Below are 17,137 nucleotides of genomic sequence, written 5' to 3'. Positions count from 1 at the left end.
CGCGTCACACATATTCACGCTCTTCCTGCTCGCGCCGTTTAGCGCGCACGTCGCTGCGGGCGATGCGATACGCCTTGCCGGGATCGCCCGCGACGAACTCAAAGGTCGGCGAATAGTAAAACGGCAGCCAGCCGCCAAAGCCGCTTTCCCACTCCCAGCGCACCGGGCAGGGCCAGATAATGCCGTCATACAAAATGTAATAAACCCAGCGTCCAGTCGGACGACGGGGGCGTGGTGTTTTCATGGGGATCACAACGATAACAGGTTAAAACAGCTTATATTTTGAACGCTGTTGCCGCAGGCTGCAACGTTAAACCGCTTCTTTTTTCATCATACCCTTCAGCGGCCTTAATTAACGATGCACCTCGCCGCACAGCAGGACCACGCCAGGACGCACTTTATGGATGCGATCCGCCATGGTTTCACAGGCCGCTTTGGTCGGATAAATGCGCTCCGACACCGGCAGGGCATCGCAGGCATCATGGCCGCAGGCGCTCACTAACAACACAAATCCAATCAACATGGCTCGACTCCTTTACACGGTCTCGTTGGTACGGACTGTGATGCTTAGATTCCTTTTTTACGATCCAGTATAGACAAACGTGACCGCGCGGCATTATCAGCCTGAGCGGTATGGCGTCTCAGGAGAAAAACCAGGCGGGCAGCAGGGCGATAAGGTTGTTGAAGGTATGCAGGAAGATCGGCAAGGCCAGGCTGTTACTGCGCAGGCGCGCGTAGCAGAGCAGCAGGGAAAAGAGCGTCAGCGCCACCAGGGTCTCCCAGTGCACATACTGAGTATGCATCGCCGCAAACAGCAGCGACGTCAGCAGCATGCAGGCGAAGCGGCTGCGCGGCGCCCACAGCAGGAATCCCTGCAGCAGAAAGCCGCGAAACAGCACCTCCTCGAACACCGGCGCCAGCAGCACGGCGGTCAGCAGCAGGATCAGCATCGAATTGCGGCCCTGCTGCGCCTGCTCGACCAGCCAGCCTTCAGGCTGCAAAAACTGCGTCTGGGCCGCCATTAGCGCAAACAGCGCCAGGATAAACAGCAGCGTTTGACGGATGCGCAGCTCGCCCAGCGGCAGATCGCTGCGGCGCTGGCAATAAAAGCGGTAAAGCGGGTAAATCACGGCAAATTCAAACAGGCAGAGCACCGGCACCAGAAGACCATCGTTACGCAGCACGCCGTAGTTGGGAAACAGCGTAATCAGCATCGTCACGAGGTAATAAACCACAAAGCTGCCGACGTAGAACAGCGTCAACGTCACTCTGTCGGGATTGGTGTTCATAGGCAACCCAGCCACTGGAGGAAAGCGCATAGTAGCAACGCGCCCGATCCCTGTCGAGGGAGGCGCGCGCACAAACTCACCGCAGTAAATTGCTGCCTCAGGCTAAAACCGCGACGCCGCACGCCGATAACCGATTAAACCTGTATGGGCCTGCGACGTCAGCCGTCGACGCGCTGTTGCCCGCGTCTCTTTTATCGCTTTGCTGTGAGCGCCCCTGATGACTTTTGACATACCGAAATCGCCGTCGCGCCGCTCTGTGTCGGCGGCAGAAGATCGCACGCTGCGCAGCACGCGCCGCAGCCTGCGCATCTTTTCGCGGCTGCTCTTCGGCGTGCTGCTGCTCGTCGTGGTGATGGTGCTCGTTATCGCCCAACGGCAGAACCGCGACGCGACGGATCACGATCGCCAGCGGCTGCGCCAGGCGTGGAACGCCAGGCAGGAGACGATGCTGACCGACGTGCGCGACTACGCTTTCTGGAGCGAAGCGTGGCGCAACCTGCATCTGACGCTAAATAAGCGCTGGGCATGGAATGAGGAGAATATCGGACCGGATCTCTACAACGAGTACCACTACGAAGGGGTATTCGTGGTGGATAATGCGGGCCGCACGCGCTATGCGGTGATTAACGGAAAACTCGCCGATCTGCCGCTGGAGGCCTGGCTCGGCGCGCACAGCGCCTCGCTGCTGCGCGACGCGCGCGGGCTGCAGAACGCGGCGCTGGCGCGCAACGCCGTAATTGAGCGGCAACCCGCCATTGTCGTGGCGGCCCCTATCTCAAGGGGCAAAGCGGCGGGTCTCTCTGAGCGGCCAGGCGCCCCCTCGGTGCTCGTCTTCGTCAATCTGTTCACGCCAGCCAAATTAGAGGCGCTGGGCAGAATGCTCGACATCCGGGCGCCGCGCGGGACAGCGGACAACGACGCGCCGCAGCGTCCGGGTATGGCGCTGGAGGCGATAGACGGCGGTACCGTGATGCTGCGCTGGCAGCCGGAAATGCCGGGCACGCGCCTGCTGCTGCTGCTGCTGCCGATACTGGCGACGGTGGCGCTGCTCACCGGCTGGATTACGCGCCGCGTCAGTCGCTACGCGCTGCATCACGCCCTGCTATCCGATCGCCGTTTTGCCATGCTGGCCCTGAGTCAGCAGGAGCTGGCCAACAGCGAAGCGCGCTTCCGCGACCTGGCGGAAGCGGCTTCAGACTGGATTTGGGAAACCGACGAGCACGGACGGCTGATCTATCTCTCTTCCCGCTTCCATCGCCTGACAGGCCATCAGATTGCCGACTGGACGGGCGAGCATATCGATCGTCTGCTGACGCACTCCAGCCACTCGCTGGTGGCCTGGCTGATGCGTCAGGAGGAGAGCGGATCCTCAGCGCCGCTGCGCTGCCAGTTTATGACCGCGCAGGGCGAACGCCGTATCGGCCATCTGGTGGCGAAAACCATCTGGCAAGAGGGGCGGTGCGTCGGCTTTCGCGGCACGGTGTCGGATATTACTCAGGGAATGGAGGCGGAGGCGCGCATTCAGTTTCTGTCACGCCACGACGCGCTGACCGGACTCGCTAACCGCCTTCAGCTACAGGAGTTTTTGACGCGCCATCTGGAGCCGCCGCAGCTGTCGTCGCCTTTGGCGATCGTTAGCCTCGATCTCGACCAGTTCAGGCCGCTGAACGATAACTGGGGGCACGCGGCGGGCGATCAGGTGCTGAATCAGATGGCGCAGCGGCTGCAGCGCGGCGTTGACGCGCACGAGCTGGCAGCGCGGCTGGGCAGCGATGAGTTCGTGCTGGTGCTGCAGGAGGGCGATGCCGAAGTGGTGGCGCACCGCTGCGCCCGGCTGCTGCAGGAGGTGCAGCAACCGATCTACACCGGGCAGCATGCACACTATCTTACCGCCAGCATCGGCATCGCCTGCGCGCCGCAGGATGCCAGCCACCCCGAGGCGCTGCTGCGCATGTCAGATATCGCCCTGAACGAAGCGCGCGCCGCGGGACGCAACCGCTGGGTCTGGTACGCCAATAATATGGCCAGCCAGCGCGAGCATAAGCGCGAGATGGCGAAACGCATCGAGCAGGCGTTGCTAAACGACGAGTTTTGCCTGCATTACCAGCCGCGCTATCAGCTGCAAAACGGCAGGCTGGCGGGAGCAGAGGCGCTGATTCGCTGGCAGCCAGCGGAGGGACCGCCGATTACGCCCGATCGCTTTATTCCGCTGGCGGAGGAGAACGGCCTGATCGTGGCCATCAGCGACTGGGTGCTGGCGCGCGCCTGCTGCGACGCCAGCAGCTGGGGGGCGGATCGCTATGTGTCGGTCAATATTTCGCCGGTAGAGTTTCGCACCAATGATTTGGTGCAGCGCGTCGCGCGGGCGCTGGCGAACAGTGGGCTCCCCGCCACACGGCTGGAGCTGGAGATCACGGAAAACGTGACGTTCGAGCATCCGCAGCAGGCGCTGGAAGTGATGCAGGGGCTGCGCGCGCTCGGCGTCAGGCTGACGGTAGACGACTTCGGCACCGGCTATGCGGCGCTGGGTTATCTGAAGACCTTTCCGTTTAACGGTCTGAAGATCGATCGCTCCTGGATGAAGGATTTTCCAGAGTCACAGCAGGCGGAGTCGGTAGTGGCGGGCATTATCGCGCTGGCGCACGCTTTCGCGCTGACGGTTACGGCGGAAGGGATAGAGACAGAAGCGCAGCTCGACCAGCTAAAACGGCTCTCCTGCGAAGAGGGGCAGGGCTACTTTTTAGGACGCCCCGTGCCGCTGGCGGCCTTTACTGCGCTTCTGGAAACCCCATCTCAGTCAATCAGGGCTTAACGCACTTTGACCGCCACGGCGGTCATCAGAATGGCAAAGCCCACGAAAATTGCCAGTTCCATACGATCCTCCTCAGAAAAGTCCTAATAATTTTAGTGCGCCAGCGTGAGGGTTTTGGTCAGTAAGTGCGATTTATCTGAAAAAAACGGTGCGTGACGGTGCAAACAGAGGGGGGGACGGCACGCTTTTTTTAGCGCCTGAGGGTGAAGCCAGCGGCACGCCTTTGCTACTCTCTGAGACGCGTTCACCACGTTCATGAGGAGAAAACGTGAAATATTACGGAAAAGCGCTGCTGGCGCTGGGCATGTTCGCCTTAACCGCCTGTCAGTCAGCGAATAAGCCTGATAACACCGCAGCAGACGCAGCAAGCGACACCTGCGGCGCTTCGCAGTATCAGCACTACGTCGGCAAGCCGATTAGCGCCGCCAGCAGCCTGCGTCTGGAGACGCCGATGCGCGCCATTCGCTGGAACAGCGCGGTCACGATGGACTTTAACCTGCACCGCCTGAACTTTCTGGCGGATAAAGACGACGTGATTACTCAGGTCTACTGCGGCTAAAGCGTCATAAAAAAAGCGTCGCATTGTCATGCGCTGGTCATCAACGGCGCCGAGGATAGATCGCGGATAACAGAGATTTCCTCGTCACTCTCAATATGCAATGCTCGTCTTGTTTATTCCCGCTTCGGCGGGAATTTTTTTCTTATTCCGACGATCCGGTTTCCATTAACTGCGCCAGCAGTTGACGATAATTTTCCAGACGGCGCGTGTCGCCCTCCATCTCCAGCCGCTCTATAACCCGCGCGATCACCGCTTTATTGGTCGCGGGCTCCCCAGCCTCCATTAGCTCGCGCAGGATCACCGCCAGCAGATCGGACTCCTGCGGGGCGTTCCATGCGGGGCTGTTGAAATAGTCCACAATGGCACGGCTGGCACTGTTTTGAACTCTCATATTCACCTCCGCTGCGGCGACGGCGCGTCTGTCACGACCTGCGTAGCGCAGCGTGATAGTCAACGTAATGGATAACGGTGGACCTCGCCGCGACGGGAAGTGGCGGAGGCGTTAGCGCAGCCGGAAAGCCGCACCTGCGCCAGAGAAACTGGCGTTTTTTTAAACATACAACCGACATCTGAACTTGTCAGTAACAGGCTGACATATTTTTTCATCTCTGCTGACACGCGGCCAGCCGCGCTATCAACATTCACTGCAATCGAGCGATAACGACCTGCATACGGCAGTGCGCAAGGGAGTGACGCAGAGAAAAACGGTTTTTTCATTTTGTGCCATTATTTGCCGCTCAGCGGCAGCGCGGCATTGGTAGACTGTCGCTTCCCTCTGATAACGTCCATTTGCTCATGCCACGCGCAATCGAATCCTGGAAAATTAATCTTATCTCAGTCTGGTTCGGCTGTTTTTTCACCGGGCTGGCCATCAGTCAGATCATTCCTTTTCTGCCGCTCTATATCGAACAGCTCGGCATCAAAGATGGCGATGCGCTTAGCCTCTGGTCAGGCCTCACCTTCAGCATCACCTTTGTGATCTCGGCCGCCGTCGCGCCGCTGTGGGGCAGTCTCGCCGACCGCAAAGGACGCAAGCTGATGCTGCTGCGCGCGGCGTTCGGCATGGGCGTGGTGATCCTGCTGCAGGCCTTCGTTACCCAGGCCTGGCAACTGCTGCTGCTGCGCGCGCTGATGGGGCTGACCTCGGGCTATATTCCCAACGCCATGGCGCTGGTGGCGGCGCAGGTGCCGCGCGACCGCAGCGGCTGGGCGCTGAGCTGCGTCTCGACCGGCCAGATTGGCGGGGTAATCCTGGGCCCCATGCTGGGCGGGCTGCTGGCGGACTGGGTCGGCCTGCGCATGGTCTTTATCGTTACCGCCGCGCTGCTGCTGGTGAGTTTCCTGGTGACGCTGTTTCTGATTAAAGAGACCGGCTATACGCCGGTGAGTAAAAAGGAGAAGCTGAGCGGGCGCGAGGTGTTCGCCTCGCTCGACAATCCCAGGCTGATGCTCTGTCTGTTTGTTACCACCATGGTGATCCAGATGTGCAACGGCTCGGTTAACCCGATTTTGACGCTGTTCGTGCGCGAGCTGGCGCCGACCGCCGAGAACATCGCCTTTCTCAGCGGGGTGATTGCCGCGCTGCCAGGCATCTCGGCGCTGATCGCCGCGCCGCGCCGCGCCTGGGCAGGCTGGGCGACCGTATCGGCACCCAGCGGATTCTGCTGGCAACCATGGTGGTGTCGCTGCTGCTGCTGATCGCCATGTCTTTTGTCACCAGCGCCACCCAGCTCGGCGTGCTGCGCTTCCTGCTCGGCTTTGCCGACGGCGCGATGATGCCAGCGGTGCAAACGCTGCTGGTGCGCCACTCGCGCGACAACATTACCGGCCGTATCTTCGGCTACAACCAGTCTTTTATGTATCTCGGCAACGTCGCCGGCCCGCTGCTCGGCGCGGCGGTGTCGGCGCTGACCGGCTACCGCTGGGTCTTCTTCGCCACCGCGCTGGTGGTGCTGGTTAACGTGCTGCTGCTGAAGCGCTTTTATCGCCGTCCGCGTACGGTGCTGGAGCCGAAGGGGAAAAGCGCAGCGCATAGCGCCAGCGACGCTGCGTCAACAGAAACTCGGCGCTGACGCTCGGGCTCCAGGAGTCATCGCCGCCCACGCCCATATGCGCGGCGTCCAGATGCAGCCAGCATCCCGCCTCCGCGCGCAGCAGATGGCGGTGCGACGCCTCGCGCAGCTGCTCAAGGCTGTAGCGGCTCAGCGAGAAGCTGAAATCGCCGCTGACGCGCCAGCCTTCAGCTTCCAGCCAGCGCGTGCCGCCGCGCAGGCCGTTTTCACTCGGAAAGACGTAAGGGGTATGCAGCGCGTCGAGCGGCAGCTGCCAGCGCGAGAACTGCGCCGCCAGCTGGCGGTCCGGATAGTTTTCATGGGGGCCCAGCCCCAGCCAGCCAACCTGCTGCGGCGTGGCGGCGAGCTGGCAGCGCAGGCCGATGCGTGCCGGTGCGGGCGCGTCGGCGGCCTGTTCCACCTCAGCCTCCAGATTCATGTCGCCCTGCGCGTCAAACCGGTAGCGTTTGTGGCTGAGAAAGGCGAGCCGACCCTGAGCGTACCAGCCGTGCAGTACGCTGATCTGCACCGCGTCCGACAGCGTCGAAGCCTCTGTCCGCTCCAGACGGCAGCTCATGGCGTCATAGCCGGCCGCCTTCCAGCGCTCCGACCAGGCGTTGGGATCGATGCGCTCCGCTTCGCTGGTGCCGATATCATTATCAAGCGGCGCGCGGATAAAGCAGTCCTGCAGCGGCGACAGCAGCCTTGCCTGTTCATCGACCAGCCACTGCGTCAGCTCGCCGCTGCTGCGGTTAAACTGCCAGCGCTGGTTGCGGTGCGTAACCACGATAGCCGTCTCCTCCATGCTGAGCGTCGGCGCGTCCCCCGAACCCGGCTGCGGCGGCAGCGCCAGCGCGGCAGGTAGCGGCCACTGATGCCAGGCGACGCGCCAGTCGGCGTCAGACCAGGCGGTTGCGGCGCACTGATGCACGGCGACGTTTAGCCAGCACTCGCCGGTCAGATCCGCCACGCGCGGAACGCAAATGCGCGCGCTCCCTTGTGGCGCGATATCCAGCGCGGTTTCGCCCTGCGCCACCACCTCGCCCTGCTGCTCGACGCGCCAGCGCAGCACCTCGTTATCGCTGCGGCGAAACAGGAAGTCGCTGCTGACGGTAAAGCTAAAGGGATCGTTGGCGTCCGGCGTGAAGTGAAAGAACTGCTGCGCGCGCTGCGCTTCAAACAGCGCCGGGTGCGGCGTGCGGTCGGCGAACACCAGGCCGTTCATGCAGAACTGGCGGTCGTTAGGCTTATCGCCGAAGTCGCCGCCGTACGCCTGCCAGGGCTGGCCGTTTTCATCGTAGCGCGTCAGGCTCTGGTCGACCCAGTCCCAGACGAAGCCGCCCTGCAGGCGCGGAAACTGACGAAACGCCTGCCAGTATTTTGCAAAGCCGCCGAGGCTGTTGCCCATGGCGTGCGCATACTCGCACAGGATCAGCGGCCGGTTTTCGCCCGGCAGGCCGATCCATTTTTTCAGCGACCATTTCGGCACGGCGGGGAAGGGCTGATCTTCATCGACGCGCGCGTACATCGGGCAGAGAATATCGGTCGCCGCGCTGTTGGCGCCGCCGCCTTCATACTGCACGGGGCGCGTCGGATCGGCGCTTTTCACCCAGCGATAGAGCGCGTCGTGCGTGCTGCCGTGCCCCGATTCATTGCCCAACGACCAGATAATAATGCTGCAGTGGTTGCGGTCGCGCTGCACCATGCGCATAACGCGTTCGCTAAAAGCGGCAAACCAGCGCGGGTCGTCCGCCAGGCGGCTCATCGGCTGCATGCCGTGGGTTTCGATATTGGCTTCGTCAACCACGTAGAGGCCGTAGCGGTCGCACAGCCGATACCAGAGCGGATGGTTGGGGTAGTGCGAACAGCGCACCGCGTTGAAGTTATGCTGCTTCATCAGTTCGATGTCGCGCCGCATTGTCTCTTCATCCACCACCTGGCCCCTCTCCGGGTGATGTTCGTGGCGGTTGACGCCGCGTATCAGCAGCGGCTGGCCGTTCAGGCAGAGCAGGCCGTTTTCGATGGCGACGCGGCGAAAGCCGACATCGTACGCCTCGACCTCAACTGTTTCACCCTGCGCGTCCAGCAGCGCCAGCGTGGCGCGATAAAGCGCTGGCGTTTCGGCGCTCCACAGCGCGGGCGCCTCAACGCGCAGGCGCAGCTCGGCGCGATCGCCATAGTGGCCGCGCTCGTCGATAATTGCGCTGCCCAGCGGCTGCTCAATGGCGCCCGTCTGTTTGCCTTCTCGCCACAGCGTCAGCCGCAAACGCAGCGCCGCGTCCTGCGCGGTGACGCGCACCCGCGCCACCAGATCCGCGCTGCGGTATTCCGGGCTCAGCAGCGTCTCCAGCTGGACATCCGCCAGGTGCGGCGTCGGCTTATGCAGCAGCGAGACGTCGCGGAAAATGCCGCTCATGCGCCACATATCCTGGTCCTCCAGCCAGGTGCCGTCGCTCCAGCGCAGCACCATCACCGCCAGGCGATTCGCGCCGGGCAGCAGCGCTGCGCTCAGGTCGAATTCGGCGGGCAGACGGCTATCCTGGGAGTAACCGATAAACTGGCCGTTGCACCACAGGTAAAAGGCGGAGCTGACGCCGTCGAAGATTACGCGCGTCTGTCCAGTTTCAGGCCAGCTGTCATCAAGGGTGAATGTGAGCGAGTAACAACCAGTCGGATTCTCTTCCGGCACGCACGGCGGCGTCGCCGCGATCGGATACTGAACGTTGGTATAAATGGGCGCGTCATAACCGTGCATCTGCCAGTTAGCGGGTACCGGCAGCGTAGCGGCATCGGGCAGATCCTGCTGCAGCCAGCGCTCCGGCACCGCTTCAGGGCGGGCAAAGTAGCTAAAATTCCACGTGCCGTTCAGGCTGTGCTGCGCAGCAGAGGGCTGCTCGTCGCGCGCTGCCGCTTCGCTGCGCCAGCTGGCGAAAGGCGGATGAGCGTCAAGGCGATGCAGGCTGGTGACGACCGGGTTCTCCCAGTCGCGGCGGGCAAGAAGTTGACTCAGCGAAATCGGTGGCGTTGACATGGCGGTGTCCTTAAATTGTATTGCGCTCACAATGCAGTGTTTGCTGCGGGCTGTAAAGCGCGGCATGCTAACGAGAGGCGCAATTTTTTAACTGGCCCGATACCTTAAACGGCTTGAACGCCGGTTTTGTGTCACGTTCGTGCCAGTAAATTGTTAAGCCTGGTATGCAACAGTTAATACCGCCCTGAAGCAGAGAATTCTCGCTTGTCGCCCCGGTTTGCCGCTCATACACTCAGCCCGATTTCATCTACCCTGAGGTGGTTATGGTACGTATTGGTAAACTTGCCGCGATCGTGGCGCTGACGACCGCGCTGAGCGGCTGTATTTTCCCGCCTCCGGGCGGTGGCTGGGGAGGGTCTGGCGGCGGCGGTTGGGGCGGTCACGGTCACGGCTTTACTGGCCCACGTTAATCCCGCCTGGCATTCGTTTTATTCCGGGCCGGAACGATTGACGTCTCGTTTAATTAACGTCAAAACGTTTCGCCCGCATCCTGGAATATGTTTAAGCCCTGTTTTAATAAGAGCTGCTATAAAGTGCTGAGCAAAATCGGCCAAAAGCGCTGTTTTTTTATTTTGGCGAGTGATAACGTCTGCTTTTATTTACCGACGGGAAAAGGGCATGAAGAACCTTATTGCTGAATTACTGGTAAAACTGGCGGCTAAAGAAGAAGAGTCTAAAGAACTGGTGGCCCAGGTTGAGGCGCTGGAAATTATCGTAACGGCGATACTGCGCAAGCTCGAGCCGGAACAACAACAGGCTATCGCAGCGAGTATCGACAACGCAATGCATAATGCCGACGCTGACGCCACTAATAATGATGCGCTTTTGCTCCGTAACTACCTGGATAAATTACTTAACCATCCGCGCGTGTGAGGGCTAATGGCGCAGCAGTGGGATCGGCGCTGCAAATTCGCGTAAATCTTCACCGCTCTGTTTCTCTCGTGCCAGAATTAACGGATCATTCATCAAGGGAGTCATACCATGAAATTGCATTTAGCGGCAGTCGTAATGGCAGGTTTGCTGGTGAACGGCGTCAGCGTGGCGCAGGCCGCCGAGAAAACGGCGCAGCAGCAAAAAATGACCCAGTGCAATCAGCACGCGAGCACGCAAAATTTGAAAGGCGACGCGCGTAAATCTTTTATGAGCGAGTGCCTGAAGAAAGAGAGCAAGCTGGCCGACATGACGCCGCAGCAGGTAAAAATGAAAAGCTGTAATACAGAAGCGGGCGCTAAAAAGCTCAGCGGCGACGCGCGTAAAAGCTTTATGAGCACCTGCCTCAAAAAAAGCTAATCCTCGCTTAATACGGTCGTACGCGGCCGTATTCCCGCCTCTTTTAAACGCCATTTCACCGCCGTTTATCCTGTGGCATTTTAATCGCACGCGTTGATAAACCGACCGCTAAAAAAAACATTAAATACCTTACTCCTCCCAGCGCTGAGCGAAGCAGACGCGTTCTTACGGCAACATAAGGAACTGTTGTATGGTAGCAGTCATTATTATCGGTATATTTATTATTAGCGTTATTTACGCCCACTCCCGTGGGGTAGAAAAACAGAAATTGTCGCGTCAGCTTTTCGATCACTCCACCTTTATGGCGCCAATTAACATGTTTATGACGGGCTTTTCCACGCTGCCGCCTAAACAGCCCTATTTTCCGCCAGAGGATTTTCCTGAGCTGCGCCAGCTGACGGAAAACTGGCAGGTGATCCGGGAAGAGGCGCTGCGCCTGCAGGATCATATTAAGGCGGCGCAAAGCAACAACGACGCCGGCTTTAACACTTTTTTTAAACGCGGCTGGAAGCGCTTCTACCTGAAGTGGTATAGCGACGCTCATCCTTCAGCGCGCGAGCTATGTCCAGTGACAACCGAGCTGGTAAGCCGTATACCTTCTGTCAAGGCGGCGATGTTTGCTGAATTGCCTGCCGGTAGCCATCTGGGAAAGCATCGCGACCCCTATGCCGGATCGGTTCGTTATCACCTGGGTTTACAAACCCCTAACGACGATCGCTGCTTTATTGAGGTCGATCGTCAACGCCATAGCTGGCGCGACGGCGAGGCGGTTATTTTTGACGAAACCTATGTGCACTGGGCGCAAAATGAGAGCGAACAAACGCGAATTATCTTGTTTTGCGATATTGAGCGGCCAATGAAATGGCGCTGGGCGCAAAGGGTCAATCGCGGCGTTGGCCGCTGGCTTATGGCCGCCGCCGCTTCGCCAAATGATGCCAATGACCGTACCGGTTTTATCAATCGTATCTTTAAGTATGTTTATGCCATCCGCAATGCAGGTCAGCGGCTGAAGAAGCGTAACCGTACGCTTTACTACTGGGTGAAATACAGTCTGATCGCAGCGCTGTTTGCGCTGATTATTCTGCCGAGCCTGCCTTTCTGATATTTACACTTGCTAAAATTTTAAAAAGGGCGGATTAACAATATGTTAACCGCTTTTTTTATTTTTCAGACGCTGCCTTCCGCTTTCCTTTGCCACACTTACTTTTTACAGGGGAATAGCGGCGCCCGCCCAGGGCGCATTGTTAAATAACGACAAAGAAGGAGCCGCATGATGAATTATCAGCCCGTCATCGCCTTAAACGATCTGCCCGACCGCCAGCCCACCAAAGCCAACGTCGCCGATACCGATATCCTGCTGGTGCGCGACGGAGAAAAGGTGCGCGCTTATCAGGCCACCTGTCCGCATGCGGGCGCGCCGCTGGAGCAGGGGGCCATCTGCGGCGATAAGCTGGTCTGTCCCTGGCATAAGGCGGTGTTCGCGCTGGAAGATGGTCATATGTGCGAACCGCTGGCGCTGGCCGATCTCAAACAGTTTCCGCTGCGCGTCGAGAATGGCATTGTGCAGGTCAATCCTAAAGCGATGTCATCTGCGACGCCCATCGGCAGCGGCGGCGACGCGCCGGTTTATGCGGTGCTCGGCGGCGGCGCGGCGGGCAGCGCCGCCATCTGGACGCTGCGCCGGGAGGGCTTTAAGGGGAAGGTGGTGCTGGTCGAGCGCGAGCCGGAAGCGCCCTATGACCGCACGGCGCTGACGAAATTTGTCCCCTCCGGCAAGATGGATATCAAGGATGTGCCGCGCATTCTGAAAGAGGACATTTTGCAGCACGTCGAGCGTCGCCAGGGCGAAGTAACGCGTCTTGACACGCGCGAGCAGCGTATCCACTTCGCCGACGGCGACGCGCTGTTTTACGACAAGTTGCTGATCGCCTCAGGCGGCGCGCCGCAGCGTCCCGATTTAGCGGGCAGCGAGCTGGCAGGCGTTCACCTGCTGCGTTCGCTGGCGCAGGCGGATGCGCTGCTAAAGGAGGTCGACCAGAGCCAGCAGCTGGTGATTGTTGGTAACAGCTTTATCGGCATGGAGATGGCGTCGGCGCTGCGCAATCGCGACGTCGAGGTCACGGTGGTGGCGCGGCATCCGCTGCCTTTTGCGCGCCAGTTCGGCGAGCAGATTGGCCGCTATTTCCGCGATCTGCACGGCAGCAACGGCGTACATTTTGTTGATGGGGATCCGGCAGAGCTGGAGGGCGCGCAGCACGTTACCGCGCTGCGCCTGGAGGATGGCCGCCGTATCAAGGCGGACGTGGTGCTGCTGGCGACCGGTATTCAGCCCGCCACCGGGTTTATTCACGATCTGCCGCTGCGCGAGGATGGCAGCCTGCTCGCCGACAGCCAGCTGCGGGTCACGCAAAACGTCTGGGTGGCGGGAGATATTGCCAGCTATCTGACGCCGCAGGGGCCGCTGCGCGTCGAGCACTATCGCGTCGCCCATCAGCAGGGGCGTATCGCCGCCTTTAATATGCTGGACAAGCGCATGATGTATGACCGCGTGCCCTTTTTCTGGACCACGCACTTCGGCACGCGCTACGAGTATCTCGGTCATGCCGAAGAGTGGGACGAGTATCGCCTGATCGGCTCGCTGGAGGAGAAAAAGTTTATCGCGCTTTACGGCCAGCAGGGCAAGCTGGCGGCGGCGTTCTCCTGCGGCATGTATACGCTTACGGCGGCGCTGGTGCTGGAGATGCAGCAGCCGATGACCATGGAGCAGGCGCTGGCAGCGGTGACGAGCCGTCAGGAATAGCGCAAGCGGACGGGGCGGGCGCGCCGCCCCATGCGTTACTTTTTGCTCAGCGCTTCAGACTTCGCCATGCACTGCTGCATCGCCTCCATTACGGCGGCGCGGAAGCCTTTCTCTTCCAGCACTTTCACCGCTTCGATGGTGGTGCCGCCGGGCGAGCAGACCATATCTTTCAGTTCGGCAGGATGTTTGCCGGTTTCCAGCACCATCTGCGCCGAGCCTTTTACCGCCTGAGCGGCGAACTGATAGGCCTGGGCGCGCGGCATGCCGCCCAGCACCGCCGCATCCGCCATCGCCTCGATAAACATAAAGACATAGGCGGGCGCAGAGCCGCTTACGCTGACCACCGAATGGATGAGATATTCGTTGACCACCGCGGCTTTGCCGAAGCTTTCGAATATCGTGACCACTTCGTCGATTTCCGGCTGCTCGACCAGCACGTTTGGCGTTATCGAGGTCATCCCTTCATTGACCAGCGCCGGCGTATTGGGCATGACGCGCACAATTTTGCGGTCGTGGCCGAGCACGGTCGCCAGCGAGTCGAGCGTGACGCCCGCGGCAATAGAGACGACCAGCGCCTCTTTTTTCAGCTGGCTGGCCAGATCTTTCAGCACTTTCAGGATGACGTTGGGTTTGACCGCGCCGAACAGAATATCAACCTCGCGCGCCAGCGCCTCAGCGCTCTCAGCAGCCTGAATGTTGTATTCGCGCGCCAGCGCCTCGTTGGTCTCCGCTTTGCGGTCAAATACCCAGATGTTCGAGGGCGCGACCTGGCCGCTTTTCACCAGTCCGCCAATAATGGCTTTGGCCATATTGCCGCCGCCGATAAACCCAATCTTCTTCTCCAGCATCGCCGTATCCTTAAGAAAGTTCGAAAATCTTAACGCGTTAGCTTACTTCAGCCAGGATTAATAACAAGTCAGCAAGGAGAACACTGCATGGGCGACAATGAAAATCAAAGCCGGCACTACCCGGTTAAAGAGAATATGCCGTGGCAACGTATCGAGTGGCGTATTCAGCACGCGGGTTTTGCGCTGCTGCTGCTGATTGTCGTCGCTGGCGCGGCAGGGCTGTTTTCCAAAGGCTGGCTGAGCAACCAGCGCGTCGTCAGCGCCGATAAACGGCTGAGCGTCGCTTACGAACGCTTTGGACGGCGGGAAAGCAACATGGATATGACGCTGCATCTGGGGCAGCTGCGCGGCGGCGATTATCAGGTCAGGCTGCGCGGTCCGCAGCTCGACGATATCCAGCTGCAGACGCTTCAGCCGCAGCCGGACGACGCCTGGAGCACCGGCGATAGCCTGGTGCTCCGCTGGCATCGACGCGCCGATCAGCAGGAGGCCACTATCTGGATCGGCATCCAGGCGCAGGATTTCGGCCGTTATCACTTTACCGTCACGCTCGACGACGCCTCCAGCGTACGCTTTAGTCAGTTTATCTACCCCTAGGAGAGCCATATGGAAACGGTTTTGCGCGCAGCCAGCATGTATCTGTTGTTGATGGTGGTGTTTAAAATTGCTGGGCGGCGCACCCTGATGGAGATGACCTCTTTTGACCTGATTCTGCTGCTGATTATCAGCGAGGCGACCCAGCAGGCGCTGCTCGGCGATGACTTTTCCGTCACGGGCGCCGGGTTGACCATCGTCACGCTAATCGTGATAGATATTCTGTTCGGCATGATGAAAACGCGCTTTCCGCGCATGGAGCGGCTGATTGACGGCTCCTCGCTGATTCTGGTGGAAGAGGGCAAACTGCTGCGCCAGCGGGCGAAACGCGCCGGGGTAGACGAAGAGGATATTCTGCAGAGCGCGCGCAGCTCGCAGGGGCTAGAGCGGCTGGACCAAATAAAGTTTGCCATTCTGGAGAAGACCGGCAAGATCTCCATCATTCCCAAAGAGTAAGGAAAAAGTATGGTTATCTGGGTTGATGCCGACGCCTGCCCCAACGTCATTAAAGAGGTGCTCTACCGTGCGGCGGATCGCACCAAAACGCAGGTGACCTTCGTCGCCAACCAGTCGCTGCGCGTGCCGCCGTCGCCCTGGCTGAAAACGCTGCGCGTGCCGGCCGGATTCGACGTCGCGGATAATGAGATTGTGAAGCGCGTAGAACAGGGGGATCTGGTCATCACCGCCGATATTCCGCTGGCGGCAGAGGTGCTGGAGAAAGGGGGCGCGGCGCTTAACCCGCGCGGTGAGCGCTATTCACCCGCCACTATTCGCGAAAAGCTGACCATGCGCGACTTTATGGACACGATGCGCGCCAGCGGCGTGCAAACGGGCGGCCCCGCGGCGATGAGTCCGCGCGACCGCCAGCAGTTCGCTAACGCGCTCGACAGCTGGCTGACGCAGCGCCAGCGCTGAAATCAGACGAAGCTGTCGTCGTCGTCGTTAAAGCCGTCGAAGCTGTCGTTGCCGAGATCGTTGAAGTCATTGTTGTCGGCGTAGTTATTATCCCAGCCGTTGTTCTGGTCGAGGAAACCGCTGCCACCGCTGTTGAAGGTGTCGAGATTGTCATCGACCTGCGGCAGCGGCGCGTCGGGTTCGTTGATGATGTTGACGATCTCTTCCGGCTGCGAGTGGTGGAACATGCTGGTCAGCATATCCGCCATCACTACGCCGCCCGCGACGCCTACCGCAGTTTGCAGCGCGCCGCCGAGAAAGCCGGTGCCGCGCGCCGGTGCCGCTGGCGCGTTATTATACTGCGGCTGCTGCGGTGCGTTGTTCCACGCCTGCTGCTGGGGCTGCTGCTGCGCAGGCGCCTGCTGGCGCGAGCCGCCGCCGAACAGGCTCGACAGAAAACCGCCGCTGCTCTGCTGTTGGGGCTGCTGCTGCTGCTGAGCCACGCGATTCTCCAGCTCGGTAATGCGATCGTTAAGTTTCTTCATCGCGGCTTCCTGGATCAGGATCGCCTGCGCCATATAGTAAGGCGCGCCGGGCTGCTGCTGCAGATGCTCTTTAATCAGCTGTTCCGCCGCCGCGTCACGCGGTCCGGTCTGGCTCTCGGCCTGTTTCAGACGGCTGAACAGACCCTCAATCAGTTGGTGTTCCTGGCTATACATAATGGCTCTCCTGTTGCGACTGAATAAGTATATGGGGGCGGAGCGCAGCAAAGTAAAATCCAGCAGGTAAGCAAATGTTGCCGCCGCTTGATCTGGCGCGATCTGCACGAATTGCGCATGGTTAACCCACTAATAATTAATGAAACAGATGGGAAAATCGGAAAAGGATGCGCAATTCTTGCTTCGCGGGTGGAGGCGATAGCCGTTTCCAGTTATGATGCGTCGCATTAGCAAGCGATTTGCCGCGATA

General features: G+C 60.0%; 18 protein-coding genes and 1 pseudogene. 11 read left to right on the top strand and 8 right to left on the bottom strand.

Annotation, left to right across the window (positions count from 1 at the left end):
• Positions 1-4: 4 nt before the first annotated feature.
• The 3 genes from ACR6A7_RS06770 to ACR6A7_RS06760 form a co-directional block, all read right to left on the bottom strand.
• Complete coding sequence (locus ACR6A7_RS06770; RefSeq protein ID WP_033752778.1) at positions 5-244, bottom strand: hypothetical protein; 240 nt, start codon at positions 242-244, stop codon at positions 5-7.
• A gap of 108 nt (positions 245-352) precedes the next feature.
• Positions 353-523, bottom strand: coding sequence for a hypothetical protein (locus ACR6A7_RS06765; protein ID WP_094078501.1), 171 nt, complete (start codon positions 521-523; stop codon positions 353-355).
• Between the two features lie 118 nt (positions 524-641).
• A complete protein-coding gene (locus ACR6A7_RS06760; protein ID WP_033788745.1) occupies positions 642-1,289 on the bottom strand; it encodes a CPBP family intramembrane glutamic endopeptidase in 648 nt (215 codons plus the stop codon).
• Between the two features lie 217 nt (positions 1,290-1,506).
• On the opposite strand from ACR6A7_RS06760, the gene ACR6A7_RS06755 reads away from it, so the two are divergent.
• On the top strand, positions 1,507-4,101 hold the full coding sequence (locus ACR6A7_RS06755) for a bifunctional diguanylate cyclase/phosphodiesterase (RefSeq protein ID WP_434124077.1): 2,595 nt from the start codon (positions 1,507-1,509) through the stop codon (positions 4,099-4,101).
• Positions 4,102-4,369: 268 nt separating this feature from the next.
• Positions 4,370-4,660: an I78 family peptidase inhibitor gene (locus ACR6A7_RS06750; RefSeq protein ID WP_434124075.1), complete on the top strand. Its 291-nt coding sequence runs from the start codon at positions 4,370-4,372 to the stop codon at positions 4,658-4,660.
• A 142-nt stretch (positions 4,661-4,802) separates the two neighbouring features.
• Here the strand turns inward: ACR6A7_RS06750 and ACR6A7_RS06745 are convergent, their stop codons facing one another.
• Positions 4,803-5,051 carry a biofilm development regulator YmgB/AriR family protein gene (locus ACR6A7_RS06745; protein ID WP_434124074.1) on the bottom strand — a complete coding sequence of 83 codons (249 nt, stop codon included), beginning with the start codon at positions 5,049-5,051 and terminating at the stop codon, positions 4,803-4,805.
• 59 nt (positions 5,052-5,110) lie between these two features.
• The gene (locus ACR6A7_RS06740; RefSeq protein ID WP_434124073.1) at positions 5,111-5,377 is read right to left on the bottom strand and encodes a hypothetical protein; all 267 of its coding nucleotides are present in this window, start codon (positions 5,375-5,377) and stop codon (positions 5,111-5,113) included.
• 78 nt (positions 5,378-5,455) lie between these two features.
• Here ACR6A7_RS06740 and ACR6A7_RS06735 point away from each other — a divergent pair.
• Positions 5,456-6,732, top strand: a pseudogene (locus tag ACR6A7_RS06735) (multidrug efflux MFS transporter).
• On the opposite strand, the gene ACR6A7_RS06730 reads toward ACR6A7_RS06735, so the two are convergent.
• The gene (locus ACR6A7_RS06730; protein ID WP_434124071.1) at positions 6,617-9,742 is read right to left on the bottom strand and encodes a beta-galactosidase; all 3,126 of its coding nucleotides are present in this window, start codon (positions 9,740-9,742) and stop codon (positions 6,617-6,619) included. The pseudogene ACR6A7_RS06735 and the gene ACR6A7_RS06730 sit on opposite strands and share 116 nt — an antisense overlap.
• A gap of 263 nt (positions 9,743-10,005) precedes the next feature.
• Between ACR6A7_RS06730 and ACR6A7_RS06725 the strand changes: the two genes are divergently transcribed.
• The 5 genes from ACR6A7_RS06725 to ACR6A7_RS06705 all read left to right on the top strand — a co-directional run bounded on the left by ACR6A7_RS06725 (position 10,006) and on the right by ACR6A7_RS06705 (position 13,832).
• Positions 10,006-10,152: a hypothetical protein gene (locus ACR6A7_RS06725; protein ID WP_434124070.1), complete on the top strand. Its 147-nt coding sequence runs from the start codon at positions 10,006-10,008 to the stop codon at positions 10,150-10,152.
• Positions 10,153-10,360: 208 nt separating this feature from the next.
• On the top strand, positions 10,361-10,615 hold the full coding sequence (gene iraP, locus ACR6A7_RS06720) for an anti-adapter protein IraP (protein WP_434124069.1): 255 nt from the start codon (positions 10,361-10,363) through the stop codon (positions 10,613-10,615).
• 108 nt (positions 10,616-10,723) lie between these two features.
• The gene (locus tag ACR6A7_RS06715) at positions 10,724-11,032 is read left to right on the top strand and encodes a PsiF family protein (RefSeq protein WP_434124068.1); all 309 of its coding nucleotides are present in this window, start codon (positions 10,724-10,726) and stop codon (positions 11,030-11,032) included.
• 190 nt (positions 11,033-11,222) lie between these two features.
• Entirely contained in the window at positions 11,223-12,134 is a 912-nt protein-coding gene (gene lpxO / locus ACR6A7_RS06710; protein WP_434124067.1) for a lipid A hydroxylase LpxO, read from the top strand.
• 171 nt (positions 12,135-12,305) lie between these two features.
• Entirely contained in the window at positions 12,306-13,832 is a 1,527-nt protein-coding gene (locus tag ACR6A7_RS06705; RefSeq protein WP_434124132.1) for an FAD-dependent oxidoreductase, read from the top strand.
• A 35-nt stretch (positions 13,833-13,867) separates the two neighbouring features.
• Here the strand turns inward: ACR6A7_RS06705 and proC are convergent, their stop codons facing one another.
• Positions 13,868-14,680, bottom strand: coding sequence for a pyrroline-5-carboxylate reductase (gene proC, locus ACR6A7_RS06700; RefSeq protein ID WP_434124066.1), 813 nt, complete (start codon positions 14,678-14,680; stop codon positions 13,868-13,870).
• A gap of 87 nt (positions 14,681-14,767) precedes the next feature.
• On the opposite strand from proC, the gene ACR6A7_RS06695 reads away from it, so the two are divergent.
• From ACR6A7_RS06695 to ACR6A7_RS06685, 3 genes are read left to right on the top strand one after another with little or no spacing between them, the layout of a single operon-like run.
• Positions 14,768-15,277: a hypothetical protein gene (locus ACR6A7_RS06695; RefSeq protein ID WP_434124065.1), complete on the top strand. Its 510-nt coding sequence runs from the start codon at positions 14,768-14,770 to the stop codon at positions 15,275-15,277.
• Positions 15,278-15,286: 9 nt separating this feature from the next.
• Positions 15,287-15,730, top strand: coding sequence for a DUF421 domain-containing protein (locus ACR6A7_RS06690; RefSeq protein WP_434124064.1), 444 nt, complete (start codon positions 15,287-15,289; stop codon positions 15,728-15,730).
• A 9-nt stretch (positions 15,731-15,739) separates the two neighbouring features.
• Positions 15,740-16,189 carry a YaiI/YqxD family protein gene (locus tag ACR6A7_RS06685; RefSeq protein WP_434124063.1) on the top strand — a complete coding sequence of 150 codons (450 nt, stop codon included), beginning with the start codon at positions 15,740-15,742 and terminating at the stop codon, positions 16,187-16,189.
• A 2-nt stretch (positions 16,190-16,191) separates the two neighbouring features.
• On the opposite strand, the gene ACR6A7_RS06680 is transcribed toward ACR6A7_RS06685, so the two are convergent.
• Entirely contained in the window at positions 16,192-16,887 is a 696-nt protein-coding gene (locus tag ACR6A7_RS06680) for a DUF2076 domain-containing protein (protein WP_434124062.1), read from the bottom strand.
• Between the last annotated feature and the right edge of the window lie 250 nt (positions 16,888-17,137).

The sequence above is a fragment of the Pantoea phyllosphaerae genome (genome assembly GCF_051025595.1).
Taxonomy (GTDB): domain Bacteria; phylum Pseudomonadota; class Gammaproteobacteria; order Enterobacterales; family Enterobacteriaceae; genus Pantoea.
Note: the sequence above shows the minus strand (reverse complement) of the source record. Positions and strands in the feature narration are given on the sequence as shown.